The sequence below is a fragment of the Luteimonas sp. MC1828 genome (assembly GCF_016461615.1).
Lineage (GTDB): Bacteria > Pseudomonadota > Gammaproteobacteria > Xanthomonadales > Xanthomonadaceae > Luteimonas.
Genome location: NZ_JAEMNY010000002.1, coordinates 401,087 through 416,868 on the forward strand (window position 1 = coordinate 401,087; position 15,782 = coordinate 416,868).

Annotated in this window: 17 protein-coding genes; 12 read left to right on the plus strand and 5 right to left on the minus strand. The window is 70.2% G+C overall.

Annotated features, from left to right (window positions below):
• Positions 1 to 286: 286 nt before the first annotated feature.
• The 3 genes from JHB91_RS11700 (at position 287) to JHB91_RS11710 (ending at position 4,015) form a co-directional block, all read left to right on the plus strand.
• Positions 287 to 2,446, plus strand: a complete 2,160-nt coding sequence (locus JHB91_RS11700; protein WP_199472991.1) for an adenosylcobalamin-dependent ribonucleoside-diphosphate reductase — start codon at positions 287 to 289, stop codon at positions 2,444 to 2,446.
• Between the two features lie 132 nt (positions 2,447 to 2,578).
• The gene (locus JHB91_RS11705; protein ID WP_199472992.1) at positions 2,579 to 3,172 is read left to right on the plus strand and encodes a hypothetical protein; all 594 of its coding nucleotides are present in this window, start codon (positions 2,579 to 2,581) and stop codon (positions 3,170 to 3,172) included.
• A 63-nt stretch (positions 3,173 to 3,235) separates the two neighbouring features.
• Positions 3,236 to 4,015: an NrdJb gene (locus JHB91_RS11710; RefSeq protein WP_199373600.1), complete on the plus strand. Its 780-nt coding sequence runs from the start codon at positions 3,236 to 3,238 to the stop codon at positions 4,013 to 4,015.
• A gap of 48 nt (positions 4,016 to 4,063) precedes the next feature.
• Here JHB91_RS11710 and JHB91_RS11715 read toward each other — a convergent pair whose 3' ends face one another.
• Positions 4,064 to 4,552 (minus strand): hypothetical protein, encoded by a 489-nt coding sequence (locus JHB91_RS11715; protein ID WP_199472993.1) that lies wholly within the window; start codon positions 4,550 to 4,552, stop codon positions 4,064 to 4,066.
• A 108-nt stretch (positions 4,553 to 4,660) separates the two neighbouring features.
• Here JHB91_RS11715 and JHB91_RS11720 point away from each other — a divergent pair, with 108 nt between their 5' ends.
• The gene (locus JHB91_RS11720) at positions 4,661 to 5,788 is read left to right on the plus strand and encodes a hypothetical protein (RefSeq protein WP_199472994.1); all 1,128 of its coding nucleotides are present in this window, start codon (positions 4,661 to 4,663) and stop codon (positions 5,786 to 5,788) included.
• A 15-nt stretch (positions 5,789 to 5,803) separates the two neighbouring features.
• Here JHB91_RS11720 and JHB91_RS11725 read toward each other — a convergent pair whose 3' ends face one another.
• On the minus strand, positions 5,804 to 7,744 hold the full coding sequence (locus tag JHB91_RS11725; protein ID WP_199472995.1) for a pyridoxal-dependent decarboxylase: 1,941 nt from the start codon (positions 7,742 to 7,744) through the stop codon (positions 5,804 to 5,806).
• Positions 7,745 to 7,928: 184 nt separating this feature from the next.
• Here JHB91_RS11725 and JHB91_RS11730 point away from each other — a divergent pair, with 184 nt between their 5' ends.
• Complete coding sequence (locus JHB91_RS11730) at positions 7,929 to 8,789, plus strand: EcsC family protein (protein ID WP_199472996.1); 861 nt, start codon at positions 7,929 to 7,931, stop codon at positions 8,787 to 8,789.
• Positions 8,790 to 8,818: 29 nt separating this feature from the next.
• Entirely contained in the window at positions 8,819 to 9,289 is a 471-nt protein-coding gene (locus JHB91_RS11735; protein WP_199472997.1) for a YbjN domain-containing protein, read from the plus strand.
• A 24-nt stretch (positions 9,290 to 9,313) separates the two neighbouring features.
• Here JHB91_RS11735 and JHB91_RS11740 read toward each other — a convergent pair whose 3' ends face one another.
• Positions 9,314 to 9,583, minus strand: a complete 270-nt coding sequence (locus JHB91_RS11740; protein ID WP_199373595.1) for a hypothetical protein — start codon at positions 9,581 to 9,583, stop codon at positions 9,314 to 9,316.
• 127 nt (positions 9,584 to 9,710) lie between these two features.
• On the opposite strand from JHB91_RS11740, the gene JHB91_RS11745 reads away from it, so the two are divergent.
• On the plus strand, positions 9,711 to 10,121 hold the full coding sequence (locus tag JHB91_RS11745; RefSeq protein WP_199373594.1) for a hypothetical protein: 411 nt from the start codon (positions 9,711 to 9,713) through the stop codon (positions 10,119 to 10,121).
• A gap of 12 nt (positions 10,122 to 10,133) precedes the next feature.
• Here JHB91_RS11745 and JHB91_RS11750 read toward each other — a convergent pair whose 3' ends face one another.
• Positions 10,134 to 11,228, minus strand: coding sequence for a PQQ-dependent sugar dehydrogenase (locus JHB91_RS11750; protein WP_233398726.1), 1,095 nt, complete (start codon positions 11,226 to 11,228; stop codon positions 10,134 to 10,136).
• Positions 11,229 to 11,660: 432 nt separating this feature from the next.
• Here JHB91_RS11750 and JHB91_RS11755 point away from each other — a divergent pair, with 432 nt between their 5' ends.
• The 4 genes from JHB91_RS11755 (at position 11,661) to JHB91_RS11770 (ending at position 14,166) form a co-directional block, all read left to right on the plus strand.
• On the plus strand, positions 11,661 to 12,023 hold the full coding sequence (locus tag JHB91_RS11755; RefSeq protein ID WP_199472999.1) for an EF-hand domain-containing protein: 363 nt from the start codon (positions 11,661 to 11,663) through the stop codon (positions 12,021 to 12,023).
• 384 nt (positions 12,024 to 12,407) lie between these two features.
• Positions 12,408 to 13,121 (plus strand): HAD family hydrolase, encoded by a 714-nt coding sequence (locus JHB91_RS11760; protein WP_199473000.1) that lies wholly within the window; start codon positions 12,408 to 12,410, stop codon positions 13,119 to 13,121.
• A 75-nt stretch (positions 13,122 to 13,196) separates the two neighbouring features.
• Positions 13,197 to 13,622 carry a copper resistance protein NlpE N-terminal domain-containing protein gene (locus JHB91_RS11765; protein WP_199373590.1) on the plus strand — a complete coding sequence of 142 codons (426 nt, stop codon included), beginning with the start codon at positions 13,197 to 13,199 and terminating at the stop codon, positions 13,620 to 13,622.
• A gap of 19 nt (positions 13,623 to 13,641) precedes the next feature.
• Entirely contained in the window at positions 13,642 to 14,166 is a 525-nt protein-coding gene (locus tag JHB91_RS11770; RefSeq protein WP_199473001.1) for a hypothetical protein, read from the plus strand.
• Here JHB91_RS11770 and JHB91_RS11775 read toward each other — a convergent pair.
• Entirely contained in the window at positions 14,163 to 14,657 is a 495-nt protein-coding gene (locus tag JHB91_RS11775) for an acyl-CoA thioesterase (protein ID WP_199373588.1), read from the minus strand. The two genes, JHB91_RS11770 and JHB91_RS11775, sit on opposite strands and share 4 nt — an antisense overlap.
• Before the next feature lie 119 nt (positions 14,658 to 14,776).
• On the opposite strand from JHB91_RS11775, the gene dusA reads away from it, so the two are divergent.
• On the plus strand, positions 14,777 to 15,781 hold the full coding sequence (gene dusA, locus JHB91_RS11780) for a tRNA dihydrouridine(20/20a) synthase DusA (RefSeq protein ID WP_199473002.1): 1,005 nt from the start codon (positions 14,777 to 14,779) through the stop codon (positions 15,779 to 15,781).
• The last annotated feature ends 1 nt before the right edge of the window (position 15,782 follow it).

Here is a 15,782-nt window from a genome sequence, read left to right on the forward strand (position 1 = left end):
GCGCTTAACGTCCGTACCCGCGGCCACAACATGTTGGGGTCGGAAAGCAACGCAGGGCCCAGTGGTTGTTGAATGGGCGCCGGCACCGCAGAATCCACGGGGGGGTGGTTCCGCATGCAGGACCTCGCAGCCGGCCACCACAAACGATGACCTGTCGCATGGCGCGCGTTGCGCGCCTGTGGCTTTGCCGTCGGCGCGATCCGCCCACAGCGGTCCGCGACCGGCATCACAACAAGAACGGGCCTGTGCACGCGCAGCCGGGCAGCGACAAGGAGATAGGAGCAGCATGAGCACGGTTCGCCTGGAGGCTGTACAGAACACCATGGCCGGCAAGGAACAGGACATCCCGATGCAGCCGGCCTCGGCCGACATCTGGGACAAGAAGTACCGCCTGAAGACCAAGCAGGGCGACGCCGTCGATGCCGACATCGATGGCACCTACCAGCGCGTGGCCCGCGCGCTGTCCGAGGCCGAGCCGAGCGCGGAAAAGCAGAAGTACTGGAACGAGCGCTTCCTCTGGGCGCTGCGCCGCGGGGCGATCCCCGCCGGCCGCATCACGTCCAACGCCGGCGCGCTGGCGCACAAGCCGGCCACCAGCACGATCAACTGCACGGTCAGCGGCACCATCGTCGATTCGATGGACGGCATCCTGGAAAAGGTCCACGAGGCCGGCCTGACGCTCAAGGCGGGCTGCGGCATCGGCTACGAGTTCTCGACGCTGCGCCCGCGCGGCGCGTTCGTCGCGGGCGCCGGCGCGTACACCTCCGGCCCGATGTCGTTCATGGATATCTACGACAAGATGTGCTTCACGGTGTCGTCGGCCGGCGGCCGCCGCGGCGCGCAGATGGGCACCTTCGACGTCGGACATCCGGACGTGCGCGACTTCATCCGCGCCAAGCGCGAGGATGGTCGCCTGCGCCAGTTCAACCTGTCGCTGCTGGTCACCGACGGCTTCATCGACGCGGTCAAGTCCGATGGTGACTGGCCGCTGGTGTTCCCGGTGAGCGACAAGGAAACCGGCGACATCGACATGGCCGACCCGGCGCAGGTGGTGTGGCGCGACTGGCCGCAGCACGCCGGCTACATCGTCCGCGACGACGGCCTGGTGGCGTGCAAGGTCTACGGCCACATCCGCGCGCGGCACCTGTGGGACATGATCATGGTCTCGACGTACGACTACGCCGAGCCGGGCTTCATCCTGATCGACCGCGTCAACGAGATGAACAACAACTGGTGGTGCGAGACCATCCGCGCCACCAACCCCTGTGGCGAGCAGCCGCTGCCGCCGTACGGCGCCTGCCTGCTCGGCTCGGTCAACCTGACCAGCTTCGTGCACGGCGCGTTCACCGACCAGGCGACGTTCGACTGGGAGGAATACAAGGAGGTCGTGCGCGTGTTCACGCGCATGCTCGACAACGTGGTCGAGGTCAACGGCCTGCCGCTGGAGGAGCAGCGCCGCGAGATCATCCGCAAGCGTCGCCACGGCATGGGCTTCCTCGGCCTCGGCTCCACGCTGACCATGCTGCGCATGAAGTACGGCTCGAAGGAGAGCTGCGAGTTCACCGAGCGCATCGCCCGCGACATGGCGGTGGCGGGCTGGGAAACCGGCCTCGCGCTGGCCGGCGAGAAGGGCCCGGCGCCGATCATGGAGGAGCGCTTCGAGGTCACCGCCGAAATGCTGCGCAAGCGCCCCGAGATGGCGCGCGACGGCTGGAAGATCGGCCAGGAGGTCCCCGGCAAGGTCCTGCACGCGCGCTATTCGCGCTACATGCAGCGCATTGCCGAGGTCGCCCCCGAACTCGTCGAGCAGCTCGCCGAGACCGGCGCGCGCTTCACACACCACAGCTCCATCGCGCCCACCGGCACGATCAGCCTGTCGTTGGCCAACAACGCCTCCAACGGCATCGAGCCGTCGTTTGCGCACCACTACAGCCGCAACGTGATCCGCGAAGGCAAGAAGTCGAAGGAAAAGGTCGACGTGTTCTCGTACGAGCTGCTCGCCTACCGGGTGCTGGTCAACCCGAAGGCGATGCCGTTCAGCGAGGAGGCGGATGCGAAGCTGCCGGACTATTTCATCAGCGCCGACGACATCAATCCGAAGGAGCACGTCGACGTCCAGGCCGCGGCGCAGAAGTGGGTCGACTCGTCGATCTCCAAGACCGCCAACGTCCCGACCGACTACCCCTACGAGGACTTCAAGGACATCTACCTGTACGCGCACGCGCAGGGGCTGAAGGGCTGCACCACGTTCCGCTTCAATCCCGCCGCGTTCCAGGGCGTGCTGGTCAAGGATTCCGACCTCGAGAACACCCTGTACCGCTTCGAGCTCGAGGACGGCAGCACTGTCGAGGTGAAGGGCAACGAGGAGATCGAGTACGACGGCGAGATGCACAGCGCCGCCAACCTCTTCGACGCGCTCAAGGAAGGCTATTACGGCAAGTTCTAGCCCGGTCGCCGCCCGCCCCGGGTCGACGGGGCGGACGGCTGTGCACTCCGCGTTTGCATGCACGGAACGGCTTCGCGCTACATTTCGCCCCGCGGGCGCTTTGCCCGCCACACGACCGACGAGGGGAACAAGATGAGCAACGGCAACGGGGTCGCCACGACCCTCAGCAATGCCGCCGAGGCCGTCGCCGACAAGGCGAAGGAACTTGGTGCCGCGGTGTCCAAGCGCGCCTCCAGCGCGGTGAAGACGGCGAAGACCACGGCGAAGAAGGCCGAGAAGGCCGTCGCCAAGTCCGCCGGCAAGGCGAAGAAGGCCGTGACCAAGCGCGTGGCCAAGGCCAAGAGCAGCCTGGCCGCGACCAGCGCCAGCGCCAAGGCCGAGGCAGGCACGCTCAAGCGCAAGGGCGTGGGCAAGAAGGCTGCGAAGAAGGCCACGGCCAAGAAGGCGGCGAAGAAGGCGACTGCCAAGAAAGCGGTGAAGAAGGCCGCGAAGAAGGTGGCCCGGAAGACGGCGGCGACGAAGGCCGCGGTGAAGAAGGCCACCCGCAAGGTGGTGAAGAAGGCGGCCACGAAAAAGGCCGCGGTGAAGAAGGTCGCGAAGAAGGTCGCGAAGAAGGCCGCCCCCAGGAAGGCCGCGGCGAAGAAGGCCGTCGGCAAGGCGGTCCGCAAGGCCGCACCGAAGAAGGCCGCGAAAAAGGCCGGCGCCCGGAAGTCCGCCGCCAGGTAATCCCGCCAGGTCCTCCCCCGCATGGGGGAGGACGGGCACCAACGAACACCAGGAACCCGCGTCATGGCCGTCAAGATCGAGAAGAAAATCACCGGATACGCCGTCGTCAGCGCAGCGGACAAGGCCGCAAGCGCCGATGCCGCCGACCGCGCGCTGTCCGGACCCGCGTTGCCCACCGCCGAAGTGATCCAGATGCACGAGCGCATCGAGCGCCCCGAGATCCTGATCGGCAACACCTACAAGATCAAATCGCCGCTGGTCGAGCACGCGATGTACGTGACCATCAACGACATCGTGCTCAACGCCGACACCGAACACGAGTCGCGGCGCCCGTTCGAGATCTTCATCAATTCCAAGTCGATGGAACACTTCCAGTGGATCGTCGCGCTCACCCGCATCATGTCCGCGGTGTTCCGCAAGGGTGGCGACGTCACCTTCATCGTCGACGAGATGAAGGCCGTGTTCGACCCGAAGGGCGGCTACTTCAAGGCCGGTGGCGTGTACATGCCGTCGCTGGTCGCCGAACTCGGCAGCATCGTCGAGGACCACCTGAAGTCGATCGGGATGATGCACGACCCTGACATGAGCGATGCCACCCGGGCGCTCATCGCCGAGAAGCGCGCCGCGTTCGCCAAGCTGGACCTAAAAAAAAACGCTGACGTGAGCCCGCGCGGGGCCTCCGCCGCTGGAAGCCAGGGTGCGCGCGAGGACATCGAAGTCACCGGCGACGGTGCCGTGTTCCCGCCGTCGGCCACCATGTGCCACAAGTGCAGCACCAAGGCACTGGTGATGATGGATGGCTGCGCGACGTGCCTGAACTGCGGCTACTCGAAGTGCGGGTGAGGCAGCGATCGCAGCAGGGCCGCCGACGGTCGAGCGCCGGACTGCGGCCTAGCGCGCGGGCCTGGACGCCTGCAACGCCCTGACCCGTTCGATCTCCGCAGGCAGCTTGCGCTGCAGCATCGTGAGCAGGTCCGCGGCGGCGGTGCCGTCGAGCGCCGCGCCGTTCCCGGCCACGGCGCTGACGCGGGTCGTGGATCGCCGGACGTCGGGTGACAGCGGCACGGCACGGGTCAGCAGCAGGATGTCCTGGCCACGATAGGTGACCGCATGGAGGTCGAGCATCTCCGAGCGGCCTTCGAGCCGGATGTCACTGCTGCGCACCAGCAGCTGGCCGACCGCATTCCAGGTATCAAGCCTGTCGGCCGTGATGAGGAAGCCGTCGCGCATGGCGGGCGGCGCCTGCACGGGTGCGACCCGGTCGCTGTCCGCCGCGCCATCGATCCGCGGCGCGGTGCTGCAGCCCGCGGCCAGCAGCACCGCACACATCACCCATGCGTATCGTGAATTGCGCGGCAGTTGCGGCGGCAATCGGGACATGTCGCGATCATGCTCGCTGGCCGTTGCGCCGGCAACGCCGTCGGGCGGCTGGGCCGCTTCGCGTAGAATCCGCCGCATTGCGCCGGGGGGCGCGGCAAGGGGAACGCGATGGGACGCGCAAAGGGCCTGTGTGCCGTGATGTTGCTGATGCTGGCGTGGTCGGCCGGCGCGCACGCGGCCGACAAGAACGTCGGCAACGGCAAGGGTGCCGCGGCGCCCGCCGGGGACGTCATCGGCTGGATGCTGCCGTGGCGCGAGGGCGTCACGCTGCGCTATGCCACCGAGGACTACGACGACGAGCAGGACGGCGACAGCCGCGAGCGCACGCGCATCACCGGCATCGAGACCGTCAGCATCCGCGAGGCGCGCGAGGACGGCTACCTGCAGGAGTGGTCGTTCGCGGACACGCGGTTCGAGGTACTGGAGGGCGAGCCGGCCGGTGTCGAGGTGACGCAGGGCCTGATGGAATCGCTGGGTGACCTGGTGCTCGAGGTCGAGCTCGATGGCGAAGGCAACTACCAGCGCATCCGCAACCTGACCGGGGTCGCCGCGCGCATGCGCCCGGTCATGAAGGAGGCAATGGTTGCAGCGACCGCCGCGGCGCTGGACGCCGAGTTCGCCGCCGCGGCCCCCGGCGACGCCGAAGCGGCAGCCGACCCCACGGTGCTGCAGGCGGCACGTTCGGCCGCGCTGCAGACGGTCGACGGCATGGTCGAACGGCTCACCTCGCCCGAGGTGCTCGAGCGGCTGCTGTCCGAGGACGCCGTGCGCTACAACGATTTCGTCGGCGTCGAGCTCGAGGACGGCCGCGAGTACGAAATCGACGTCGACCTCGACAATCCCCTTTCAGGCGGCAGCCTGCCGGCGCGCGTGACGTTCGGCATCCACCTGCGCGAGTCCGATCCCGATGACGTGTTCCTGGAGTGGACGACGCGCGTGGACCCGGCGAAGGCCGCCGAGGCGGCACGGCATTTCCTCGGCATGCTGCTCGAGTCGATGCCCGAGGAGGCCCGTGCGCAGCTGCCCGCGGAGCTGTCGATCATCGAGAGCGGGTTCGTGCTGTTCCGCCGCTCCACGGGCGTGGTCGAGATGCTCGAGGCCACGCGCACCGTGCGTGCGGCGGGCCAGCTCAAGGTCGAGCGCCGTCGCATGCGCCTGCTCGATGACGACCACCGGCACGAGTGGGCCGGCGACGACGCACCGACGCCCGCGGAGGAGCCGGCCGACGCGGCGTAGGCCGCGCCAGGCGTCTCAGGCGCAGGCCGGCCGCGCGTCGGACGCCAGTGCCGCCGCGACGAGGCGCTCGAGGTGGTCGAAGTAGCCGCGGATGTAGCCGCCGCCGGCGGGGCCGGCGTCGAGCAGGAACGGGTTCATCAGCGCATGGCGCAGGATCGCGATGCGGTCGCGGTCCTCGCTCGCGTCGTCCAGCGCGTCGGCGTCGAGCTGCAGCGCGTGCAGCACGCGCGCGGTGTCGGACGCGCCCATGGCGTCGGGCCGCAGCGTGGTCATCGAGCCGAAGTACTCGCCGCGCTGCGTCGGTTGCACGGGGTCGGCGCGCAGCGCGCGGTGCAGCCCGCGCACGAAGCGGTTCATGCGCGCGACGTCGCGGTTGCCGCGCGGATTGAGGGCCAGGCACACCAGGTTGCAGTCGGGCGTGAACGGCACCAGCGCGGTGGCCAGCGGCGCGATGCGCGCGACGAATCCACGCGCTTCGTCCATGAAGGCCTCGGTGGCGAGCAGCCCCTGCGCGGGCAGCCGGCCGAAGTGGGCGTGGTCCAGCGGCAGCACCTTGTGCGTCACGTACACCGCCGCGGCGTTGGCACCGGGCTTGGAGCCTTCCGGGATATAGCGGCCGAGCTGGCCGTGGCGCTGGAAATAGTCGCTGCCGGCCGCGCCGTCGAAGACGTAGTCCGCGTCCTCCGCGAGCAGCCCGATCGCGCGCTGGTCGCGGCACAGGAACGCACCGGCGCCATAGGGCAGGTGGCCAAGCTTGTGCGGGTCGATGGTGATCGAATCCATGCGCGGGATGGCGGCGAACGCGGCGTGCACCTTGCGCCGCGGGAAGTCGTGGAAGCCCGTGCCGACCTCCGCCTGCGTGCGCAGGCGCCCATCCTGGTCGCGGAACAGTGCGGCGAGGTAGCCGCCCCAGGCGGCGTCGAGGTGCAGCGACAGGCCGAGGCCGCGCGCCTGCATGCGCGCGCGCGCGTCGGCCAGGCGGTCGAGCGGATCGATCGTGCCGAACTCGGTGCTGCCGAGCACGCCGACCGCCATCAGCACCGCCTGCCGGTGGCGCAGGCAGCCGTCCAGCGCGTCCTCCAGCGCATCGACGTCCAGGCGCATCGCGCGCCCCGGCACCAGTTTCAGCTGCGCACGGCCCAGGCCGAGCATCTTCATGCCCTTGCTCCACGAGTAGTGCGCGGTGGCGGGCGCGAACACCAGCGGCGTGGACAGGGCCGGATGCCGCTCGAGGAAGCCGACCAGCCCCAGGGTCTCGATGCGCTGCGCATCGACGCGCCGCTGCCAGGCCACGCGCTCGCGCGCCGGCAGGCCGTCGCGCCACGCGCACCAGGCCGCATACAGCGTGGTCGCCTCGGTCGGGCCGGTGTTGAAGGCCTCCCAGTCGTCGCCTGGCACGCCGGCCAGCGGCACCGACGCCGCGCGCAGCGCGACCGGGAACGCCTTGAGCGCGAGCGCCAGGCGCAGGCCCTGCACGTTGGCCAGCGTGCCACCGGAGGTGAGGTGGCCGAATGCACAGTCGGCGGCGGCCGGGTCGGCGGGGTAGCCGACCATCGCCGCCAGCTGCAGCCCGGCCTTCAGCTCCAGGTCGATGGTGATCGGGGCGGCATCGGCGCTGACGTTGTTGGGGTTGTAGGGCAGCGCGAGCATCTGCGCGGCCAGGCCCGGGATCAGCAGGTCGCTGACCATGTGGCCCAGGTAGCGCGGGCTGTGGAACGGCACGCTGCGCTTCAGCGCCGCCGACAGCAGGTGCAGCTCGCGGCGCAGGCGCGACTCGAAGTCGATGTAGTCGGGCCGGCGGTTGGCACCGGTGGGGATGGCCGGTGGATCCTCGGGGTGCAGGTTGCGGCGCCAGTACACGTGGTCGCGCAGGAACTCGACCACCAGCGACTCCAGCAGCTGGTCGTTCTCGCCGTAGGGGCCGAGGAAGCAGGGATGGAGCGCGGGATCGGTCATGGCGGCGGCAGGCGGACGGCGGCGAGGGTGAGCTTGTCGCGGCCGCTGCGCGCGCGCATTGAGCGAGGTCAAGCGCAGCCGTGACGGTGCGCCCACGCGCGAGGCTGCTAGCGTGGTTGCACCCGCTGGAGACCCGCCATGTGCCGCATCGCCATACCTGCGTCCGCCGTCCACGGTGGGGCGGATGCCTGAGGTGCCCGTGCCCCTGCCGTCGCCCCTGCTGGATGCGGACGACCTGGCCGCACTGCGCGAGGCGCGCGCGCTGCTTGAGAACCCGGGGCTCGCCGCGCAGCTCGCCAACGCCGTCGGCGCGCCGCTGGAGTACGTGCTTGCGCGGCGCCTGCCGGCCGCGGTGTCGCGGCTGGTCGATACCGCCACCCGCAAGGCGCTGGACCAGTCGCTGCGCGTGGCCATGGCCACGCTCGCCAAGGGCGGGGCGCCGCGCGCCGCGCGCACGCGCAGCCACACCTTCGCCGCCGCGGCCACCGGCGCGGTCGGGGGTGCGTTCGGCATGGCGGGCCTGGCGCTGGAGCTTCCGGTCACCACCACGCTGATCCTGCGTTCGATCGCCGACGTGGCACGCAGCGAGGGCGAGGCGCTCGATGATCCACAGGCGACGTTCGCGTGCTTCGAAGTGCTGACCATGGGCGGGCGCGGCAGTGCCGATGACGGCAGCGAATCCGGCTACTTCGCCGCGCGCGCGCTGCTTGCGCAGCAGGTCGCGGCCGCCGCCCAGTACGTCGCCGTGCACGGCATGGCCGGGAAGGGCGGGCCGGCGATCGTGCAGCTGCTGTCGGCCATCGCCTCGCGGTTCTCGGTCAACGTCAGCCAGAAGCTGGCGCTGCAGGCCGTGCCGGTGGTCGGCGCGGTCACTGGCGCCACGCTCAACACGGTGTTCATGCGGCACTTCCAGCGCATGGCGCGCGGCCATTTCGTGGTGCGCAGGCTGGAGCGCCGCCATGGCGCGGAGACGGTCCGGCGCGCGTACGAGTCGCTGGCCGCGGAGACCCCCGCCACGGATGCCAAGCCACCGCAGCCCCGGTAAGATCGCCGCTTGACCACAGGGGGTTGAACATGGCGAAGATCGGAATGAAGGGCGCGCTGGCACTGCTGCTGGGCGCGGGAATGGTGCTTGTGCCTGCGCACGCCGCCAGCAAGGGCGTGACCGGCCCGGAGGTCGTGGCGGTCCTGGCACAGATGGATCTCGAACCCGAGCTCACCACCGACTCCGTCGGCGATCCGATGGTGAAGTTCAAGATCAACGGGCTGAATGCCTACGCCAACTTCTATGACTGCGACAACGGCACCTGCGGCTCGATGCAGCTCGAGGTCGGCATCGACATGGCCGACGGCCTCAGCCTGCAGATGGCGAACATGCTCAACACGCGTTACCGCTACACGCGGATCTACCTCGATGACGAGATGGACCCGTTCATCCAGTACGACTTCGAAGTGCTGCACACCGACCACGCCGAGCACATCACCAGCCAGGTCGAGATATACGGCGGACTGCTGGAAAAGGTCACCGAAGCGATCGACTTCTGATCGCGCCGGTGGCGCGGGGGCGGGTCAGGCGCGGCGCAGCGCAGGGAACTGCGTGGTCATCCGCGCGCCGTCGGCAAGCCCCCAGCGGATCCCGATGCGCCGCAGCCGCGCGGAGGCGTCGGGCCGCAGCTCCTCGGGCGCGCGGCGCATGATCGCGTCATGGCGCTCGGCCCAGGCGTTGGCGTAGGCGAACAGGTCCTTGTGGCGCAGCTGCAAGTCGGCCATCTGGTCCTCGAGTTCGGCGATCGCATCGTCGAGCTCGGATTCGGTCATGGCGGGGCTGGCGTCGGACATCGGGAGCGGCTGCCGGTTACGGAACATGGCGGAGGTTGCGCGCCCACTATGTCAGTACGCCGTGCAGGGTGCATGAATCACCGCCGCAAACGCGGATAATGCGGCTTTGGCCAAACGTGGAGTTGCCATGCGTGGAGCGGGAGCGGGTTGGCTTGCGGTGGTGCTGGCGTCCGGGCTCGTCGCCTGCGGAGCACAGCCGCCGGAGCAGGTGGGCGATGCCGACAATGCCGCGCGACCGCCGCGCCTGGACTTCGCCGCCAAGAGCCGCGTGCCGGTGCGGCTGGAGATGCGTGCGACGGCCGATGGTGGTCGCGTCGCGCCGTTCGCGGGCGGTTATCGCGTGGACGTCGAGTTCGAGGGCACCGCCACCACGCGCTGCGCCGTGAGCCGCGGCGACATTCCCGAAATCGCCCCCGGCAGCCGCCACGAGGTCGCGCTCATGTGCGGCGATGCGGTGCGCCTTGCCGAAGGCGGAAGCCGCGGCTTCCGCCTCATCGAGGACGGCCGGGAGGTGGGCAGCGGGGTGGTGCTGCCCTGACCGCAGCGCGGGTCAGTCGCCCGCGGGCACCAGCTTCAGCAGCCGGCCGAGCGAGCCGTCGCGGCCACCGTCCTCGAGCAGCCACAGCCCGCCTTCGGGGCCCTGTTCCACGGCGCGGATGCGCGCGCCCATGTCGAAGCGCTCCGCTTCGCGGGCGGTGTCGCCGTCGAACGCCACGCGCACCAGCGACTGCGATGACAGTCCGCCGATGAACGCGTTGCCCTGCCACTCCGGGAAGACGCCGCCGGAATAGAACAGCAGGCTCGAGGGCGAGATCACCGGCGTCCACGAGATCGCCGGCGCCTCGAATTCGGGCCGCGTGTCGTGGTCTGGGATGTCGCGGCCGTCGTAGTGGTCGCCGTTGGAGACGATCGGGTAGCCGTAGTTGGCGCCGCGCGCGACGAGGTTGAGCTCGTCGCCGCCCTTGGGCCCCATCTCGGTATTCCACAGCCGGCCCTGCGCATCGAAATCGATGCCGAGCACGTTGCGGTGGCCCAGCGACCAGACCTGCGCTGCCACGCCGCCCTGTGCGGCAAACGGGTTGTCGGCCGGGACGCTGCCGTCGTCCTCCAGGCGGATGATCTTGCCGAGGTTGGAGGCCATGTCCTGCGCCGGGTCGAACGCCTGGCGCTCGCTGGAGCTGATCCACAGCTTGCCGTCAGCGCCGAACAGCAGGCGATGGCCGTAGTGGCCGTTGCCGGTCATCTTCGGCACCTGGCGCCAGATCACCTGCAGGCCTTCGAGGCGACCGCCGTCGGCACCGGTCACCAGCCGCGCGCGCGCCACCGCCGCGCCGCGCTCGTCGCCGCGTCCCGGCTCCGCATAGCTCAGGTACACCAGGCCGTTGTTGCTGAAGTCCGGGTGCGGGAGCACGTCGCCCAAGCCGCCCTGGCCGCCGTACGCAACCTCCGGCACGCCGGTGATGGCCGTGCTGGCGCCGCTCTCCACGTCGACCAGGCGCAGCGTGCCCTTCTTCTCGGTGACCAGCAGGCGGCCGTCGGGCAGGAAGGCCATCGCCCACGGCTCGTCGAACTTGGCGATGACGTCGACCGCGAACGGGCGCGCATCGGCATCGGCGCGGCCGGCGTCGGTGGCGGCGTCGGCCAGCGATGCGGCTGCAGCGTCGACCGGCGCGGAGCCGGGGACACCGGCCTCGCCGTCGCGGTGGCAGGCGGCGCCGGCAAGGGCGAGCGCGCATGCTGCGGTGAGGACGAGTCGGTTCATCGCGGGTCTCCGTGGCGGTGGCACGCAAGTATCCGGCAGCGATGCGCCGGGCGCATCCCCGGATGTAAACGTTGTGTTGGGTTCACCGTCGCGCGTGTGCGGCGCGGCGTCCGCAGGCGCGCAGTGGCGTGGCGTGGGCACCTGCCTAGCGTGGATCGGCGGCGAGTTGGTTAATGCCGTGTGGAGGTGCCGGATCGTGGAGGGTGAAACGTTAATGAGCGCGTGGGCAGGGTGGCGGTGCGGAACGGATCGACGATCACCGCAATCACCACCGAACCCAATGGACGCCCCCGCGTCCACCAAGGAGACGCCCTGATGCAGATTTCCCCCAAGCCGCTTGCCGCCCTCATCGCCCTTGGCGCCGTGCTCGCCCTGCCGGTCGCATTTGCGCAGAGCGAGCCCAGCCCCGAAGTCCGCGAAGCGCAGTCCGCTGCCGCCGCCACGGCGGCGACACCTGCCGCGGCGCCGGCCGCCGAGCCGCGCCAGCTGAGCTGGGCCGATGTCGACACCGATGGCAACGGCTCGATCTCGCTGACCGAGTCCGCGGAGATCGCCAGCCTCGCGCAGGTCTTCGCCCAGGCCGACGTGGATGCCGACGGCGAGCTGACCGCCGACGAGTACAAGGCCTTTGTGGCCAAGGCCGGTCCTGCCGCACCGAAGGCGGACGACGAAGGCTGAGGCTTTCCGGCACGACGTTTCTCCAGGAGGGGCGGCGCAAGGCCGCCCCTTTTTTTGATCCATCTCGCATCCGGCCGACGGGTGCGGTACCGCGGCTACGCTGCGACGCGGGTGCCGGGTCCGCTGGACTACGCGTTGCTCCAGAAGCAAAGCCCACGGCCGCAATCTCGCGCATGGCCCGCGTACTGGCAGCCGGCCCAAAGCCCCGAAGTGGCCGGGAGGCCTTCGCGGGGAAGTCAAGGAGGAGGCATCCGCCGTAGGCGGATCCGGGGGACATGAGCCGCGAAGGCCTCCCGGCCACCACAGGGGCCTCCATGCGTTTTGCTCGTCCTGCAGGCGTCGCTAATGCACCCGGGCCGGAAGCCACCCAGCGATAATGTCGCGATGACCACCATCCGCATGGTCGGCTTCGATGCCGACGATACCCTCTGGCGCAGCGAGGACTATTTCGCCGCCGCGCAATCCACGTTCGAATCGATCGTCGGCGCCTACGTCGGCGATGACGCGCGCACCACCGAGCGCCTCTACGCAATCGAGAAGGCCAACCTCGCGGTATTCGGCTATGGCGTGAAAGGCATGGCGCTGTCGATGGTCGAGGCGGCGATCGAGATCACGGAGTCGCGCATCTCGTCCAGCGACCTGCAGCGCATCGTGCAGATGGCCAAGGAAATGCTGCGCCATCCCGTCGACCTGTTGCCGGGCGTGCGCGAAGCGGTCGAGCAGGTGGCTGCGGACTACCCCGTGGTGCTGGTCACCAAAGGCGACCTGTTCCACCAGGAGGCGAAGGTGCGCGATTCAGGTCTGTCGCACCTGTTCCGGCGCATCGAGATCGTCAGCGAGAAGGACGTGCCCACCTACCGGCGCCTGCTGGAGGAGTTCGCGATTCCGCCCGAAGGCTTCGTGATGGTCGGCAATTCGCTGCGCTCGGATATCGCACCGGTGCTGGAACTGGGCGGCTGGGGCGTGCACGTGCCCTACCACCTGACCTGGGAGCACGAGCGGCAGGCCGATATTCCCGCCGATGCCGCGCGCCGGCTGCGCAGCCTCACCCACGCAGACGAACTTCCCGGGGCGCTGCGCGCGATCGCCGCCGGCTGAATGCCGCGTGCGTCCATCGCACGGCGCGGGGCGGCGGCGTGCCACGCGCCGCGCCGCCTGCGGCACAATCAGCGCATGGCACGCCTTCCTGCCGTCCTGCTGATCGCACTCGTCGTCGCCGGTGGTGGCTGCGAGCCTGCGCGCGGGCCCGATGCGCAGCTGCCCGCGCTCGGTGGCGCGGATGGCAGCATCGAATGGCGTGGCACGCTGCCCTGCGCGGACTGCGAGGGCATCGACACGCTGCTGGTGCTCGAGCGCCAGGGCGACGCCAGCCACTACGCGCTGGTCGAGGTCTACATCGCGCTGGATGGCAGTGTGCGTTTCGAGGAAACCGGCGCCTGGCGGCTCGACGACGCGCTGCTCAGCCTGGAGCCGGCCACCGGCGGCCTGCGCCGCTACGCGCTGCTTCAGGATGGCGCCCTGCAGGCACGCGATGCCGCGGGCCTGGCGTTCCCCGGGCGCGAAGGCGACATCCTGCAACCCGTGGCCGCGAGGCCATGACCCGTTTCCGGAGCCACGCATGATCCCCCGCAGCCTGCTGCTCGTTTCCGTGTTCGGCCTGTCGGCGCTCGCCCACGCGTCGCCGCAGGCCACCGCGCCGGTTGCCGGCAGCGATGCCGAACGCACAGCAGGCGCCGCCGCCACGCCGGCGTCCGCGCCCGATGCCAGGCCCGGCACGGGCGATCCCGCCATCGACCACCTGCTCACGGACATCGACGCCTACGCCGCGCGCCATCGTGACGCCTTCATCGACGAGCTGGTGCGCTATTTCGATGCGCCGCGGCCGCTGGTGACCGACCTGCTGGTGGGCGAGCGCCGCTGGAGCGCGGGCGACGTGTACTACGCCTGCGCGCTGGCACGCGTCGCCGGCCGGCCCTGCCGCGCGCTGCTCGACGCCTGGGCGGCGGACAGCTCGCAGGGCTGGGCGCCGATCGCCGCGCGCATGGGCGTGGCCAAGGGCTCGCCGCAGGCGCGGCGCCTGCGCGGGGGCATCGCCGAGAGCTACGAGCGCTGGGCGCGGCCGCTGCCGGTGGATACGCGCTAGCCCGCGACATTCCGCGGCGAGAAATGCGCGACGGTGTCCTCGATGCCCTTGCTCAGCGCCATGACCTTCTCGGCGTATTCGCAGAGGCGCAGGTCGTCATCGCTGGTCGGCGTCCAGCCGGGCACTTCCAGCGGCGTGCCGGTATCGCGATCGACGGCGACGAAGACGATGACGCAGTGCGTGCACAGGCGGTCGTCGCCACCCATCGGGTCGCGCGCACGCACGTCCACGCCGAACTGCATCGACGTGCGCCCGGTACGGACCAGGCGCGCCGAAACGGTGACGAGGTCCGAGATGCGGATCGGCGCCACGAACCTGATGCCGCCGACCGCGACGGTGACGCAGTAGTGGCCACTCCATCCGACGGCTGCGGCAAAGCCGGCCTGGTCGATCCACTTCATCACGGTGCCGCCGTGCACCTTGCCGCCGTAGTTGACGTCGGTGGGCTCGGCAAGGAACCGCAGGGTGAGATGGTGCGTGCGTTCGGCCATCCGGCAGCCCTGTTGCGGGGAGTCCCGAGTCTACGTCGGATCCCCGGGCGGGGCCGGATTGCCGCGGTGTACCCTAGCGGGCGGCCGCCAATCGCATCGATTCGACAGACAGCAGGTCCATGAAGAACACAGAACACGCGCGCTACGCGGCATCCGCGCGCCTCTCGGTCGCGCCGATGATGGACTGGACCGACAGCCACTGCCGTGTCTTCCACCGCCTGCTCGCGCCGCACGCGCGCCTGTACACCGAGATGGTGCACGCCAACGCGGTGATCCACGGCGACCGCGCCAAGCTGCTGGCGCTGGACCCGGTCGAGCACCCGGTGGCGCTGCAGCTCGGCGGCAGCGAACCGGCGCTGCTGGCGCAGGCATCGCGCATCGGCGCCGGCCACGGCTTCGACGAGGTCAACCTCAACGTCGGCTGTCCCTCCGACCGCGTGCAGGCCGGGCGCTTCGGCGCCTGCCTGATGCGCGAGCCGGCGCTGGTCGCCGACTGCGTGGCGGCGATGATCGCCGCCTGCGACGTGCCGGTCACGGTGAAGTGCCGGCTGGGCGTGGATGACGACCACGAGTACGCGCGCTTCCTCGCCTTCGTCGACGCCATCGCAGCGGCCGGCTGCCGCACGTTCGTGGTGCACGCGCGCAATGCCTGGCTGAAGGGCCTGTCGCCGAAGGAGAACCGCGAGGTGCCGCCGCTGCGCTACGACTGGGCCTACGCGCTCAAGCGCGAGCGCCCGGAGCTCACGGTGATCGTCAACGGCGGCATCGCCGACGCCGGCGAGGCGACCGCGCACCTCGCGCACACAGATGGCGCGATGCTGGGGCGCGCGGCGTACCACGACCCGTGGCTGCTGCACCGGCTCGACGTGGCCTGGTTCGGCGGCGAACTGTCCACGCGTGCCGACGTGCTGCGTTCGATGCGCCCCTATGTCGAAGCCCAGCTCGCGCGCGGCGCGCAGCTCAAGCACATCAGCCGCCACCTGCTCGGCCTGTTCCATGGCGAGCGCGGCGGCCGCGCCTTCCGCCAGGTGCTGAGCGAGGGCGCGCACAAGCCGGGTGCCGGCTGGGACCTCGTCGAGGCGGCGCTGGCACCGACACAGGGCGACGCGCGCGTCGCCGCCTGAC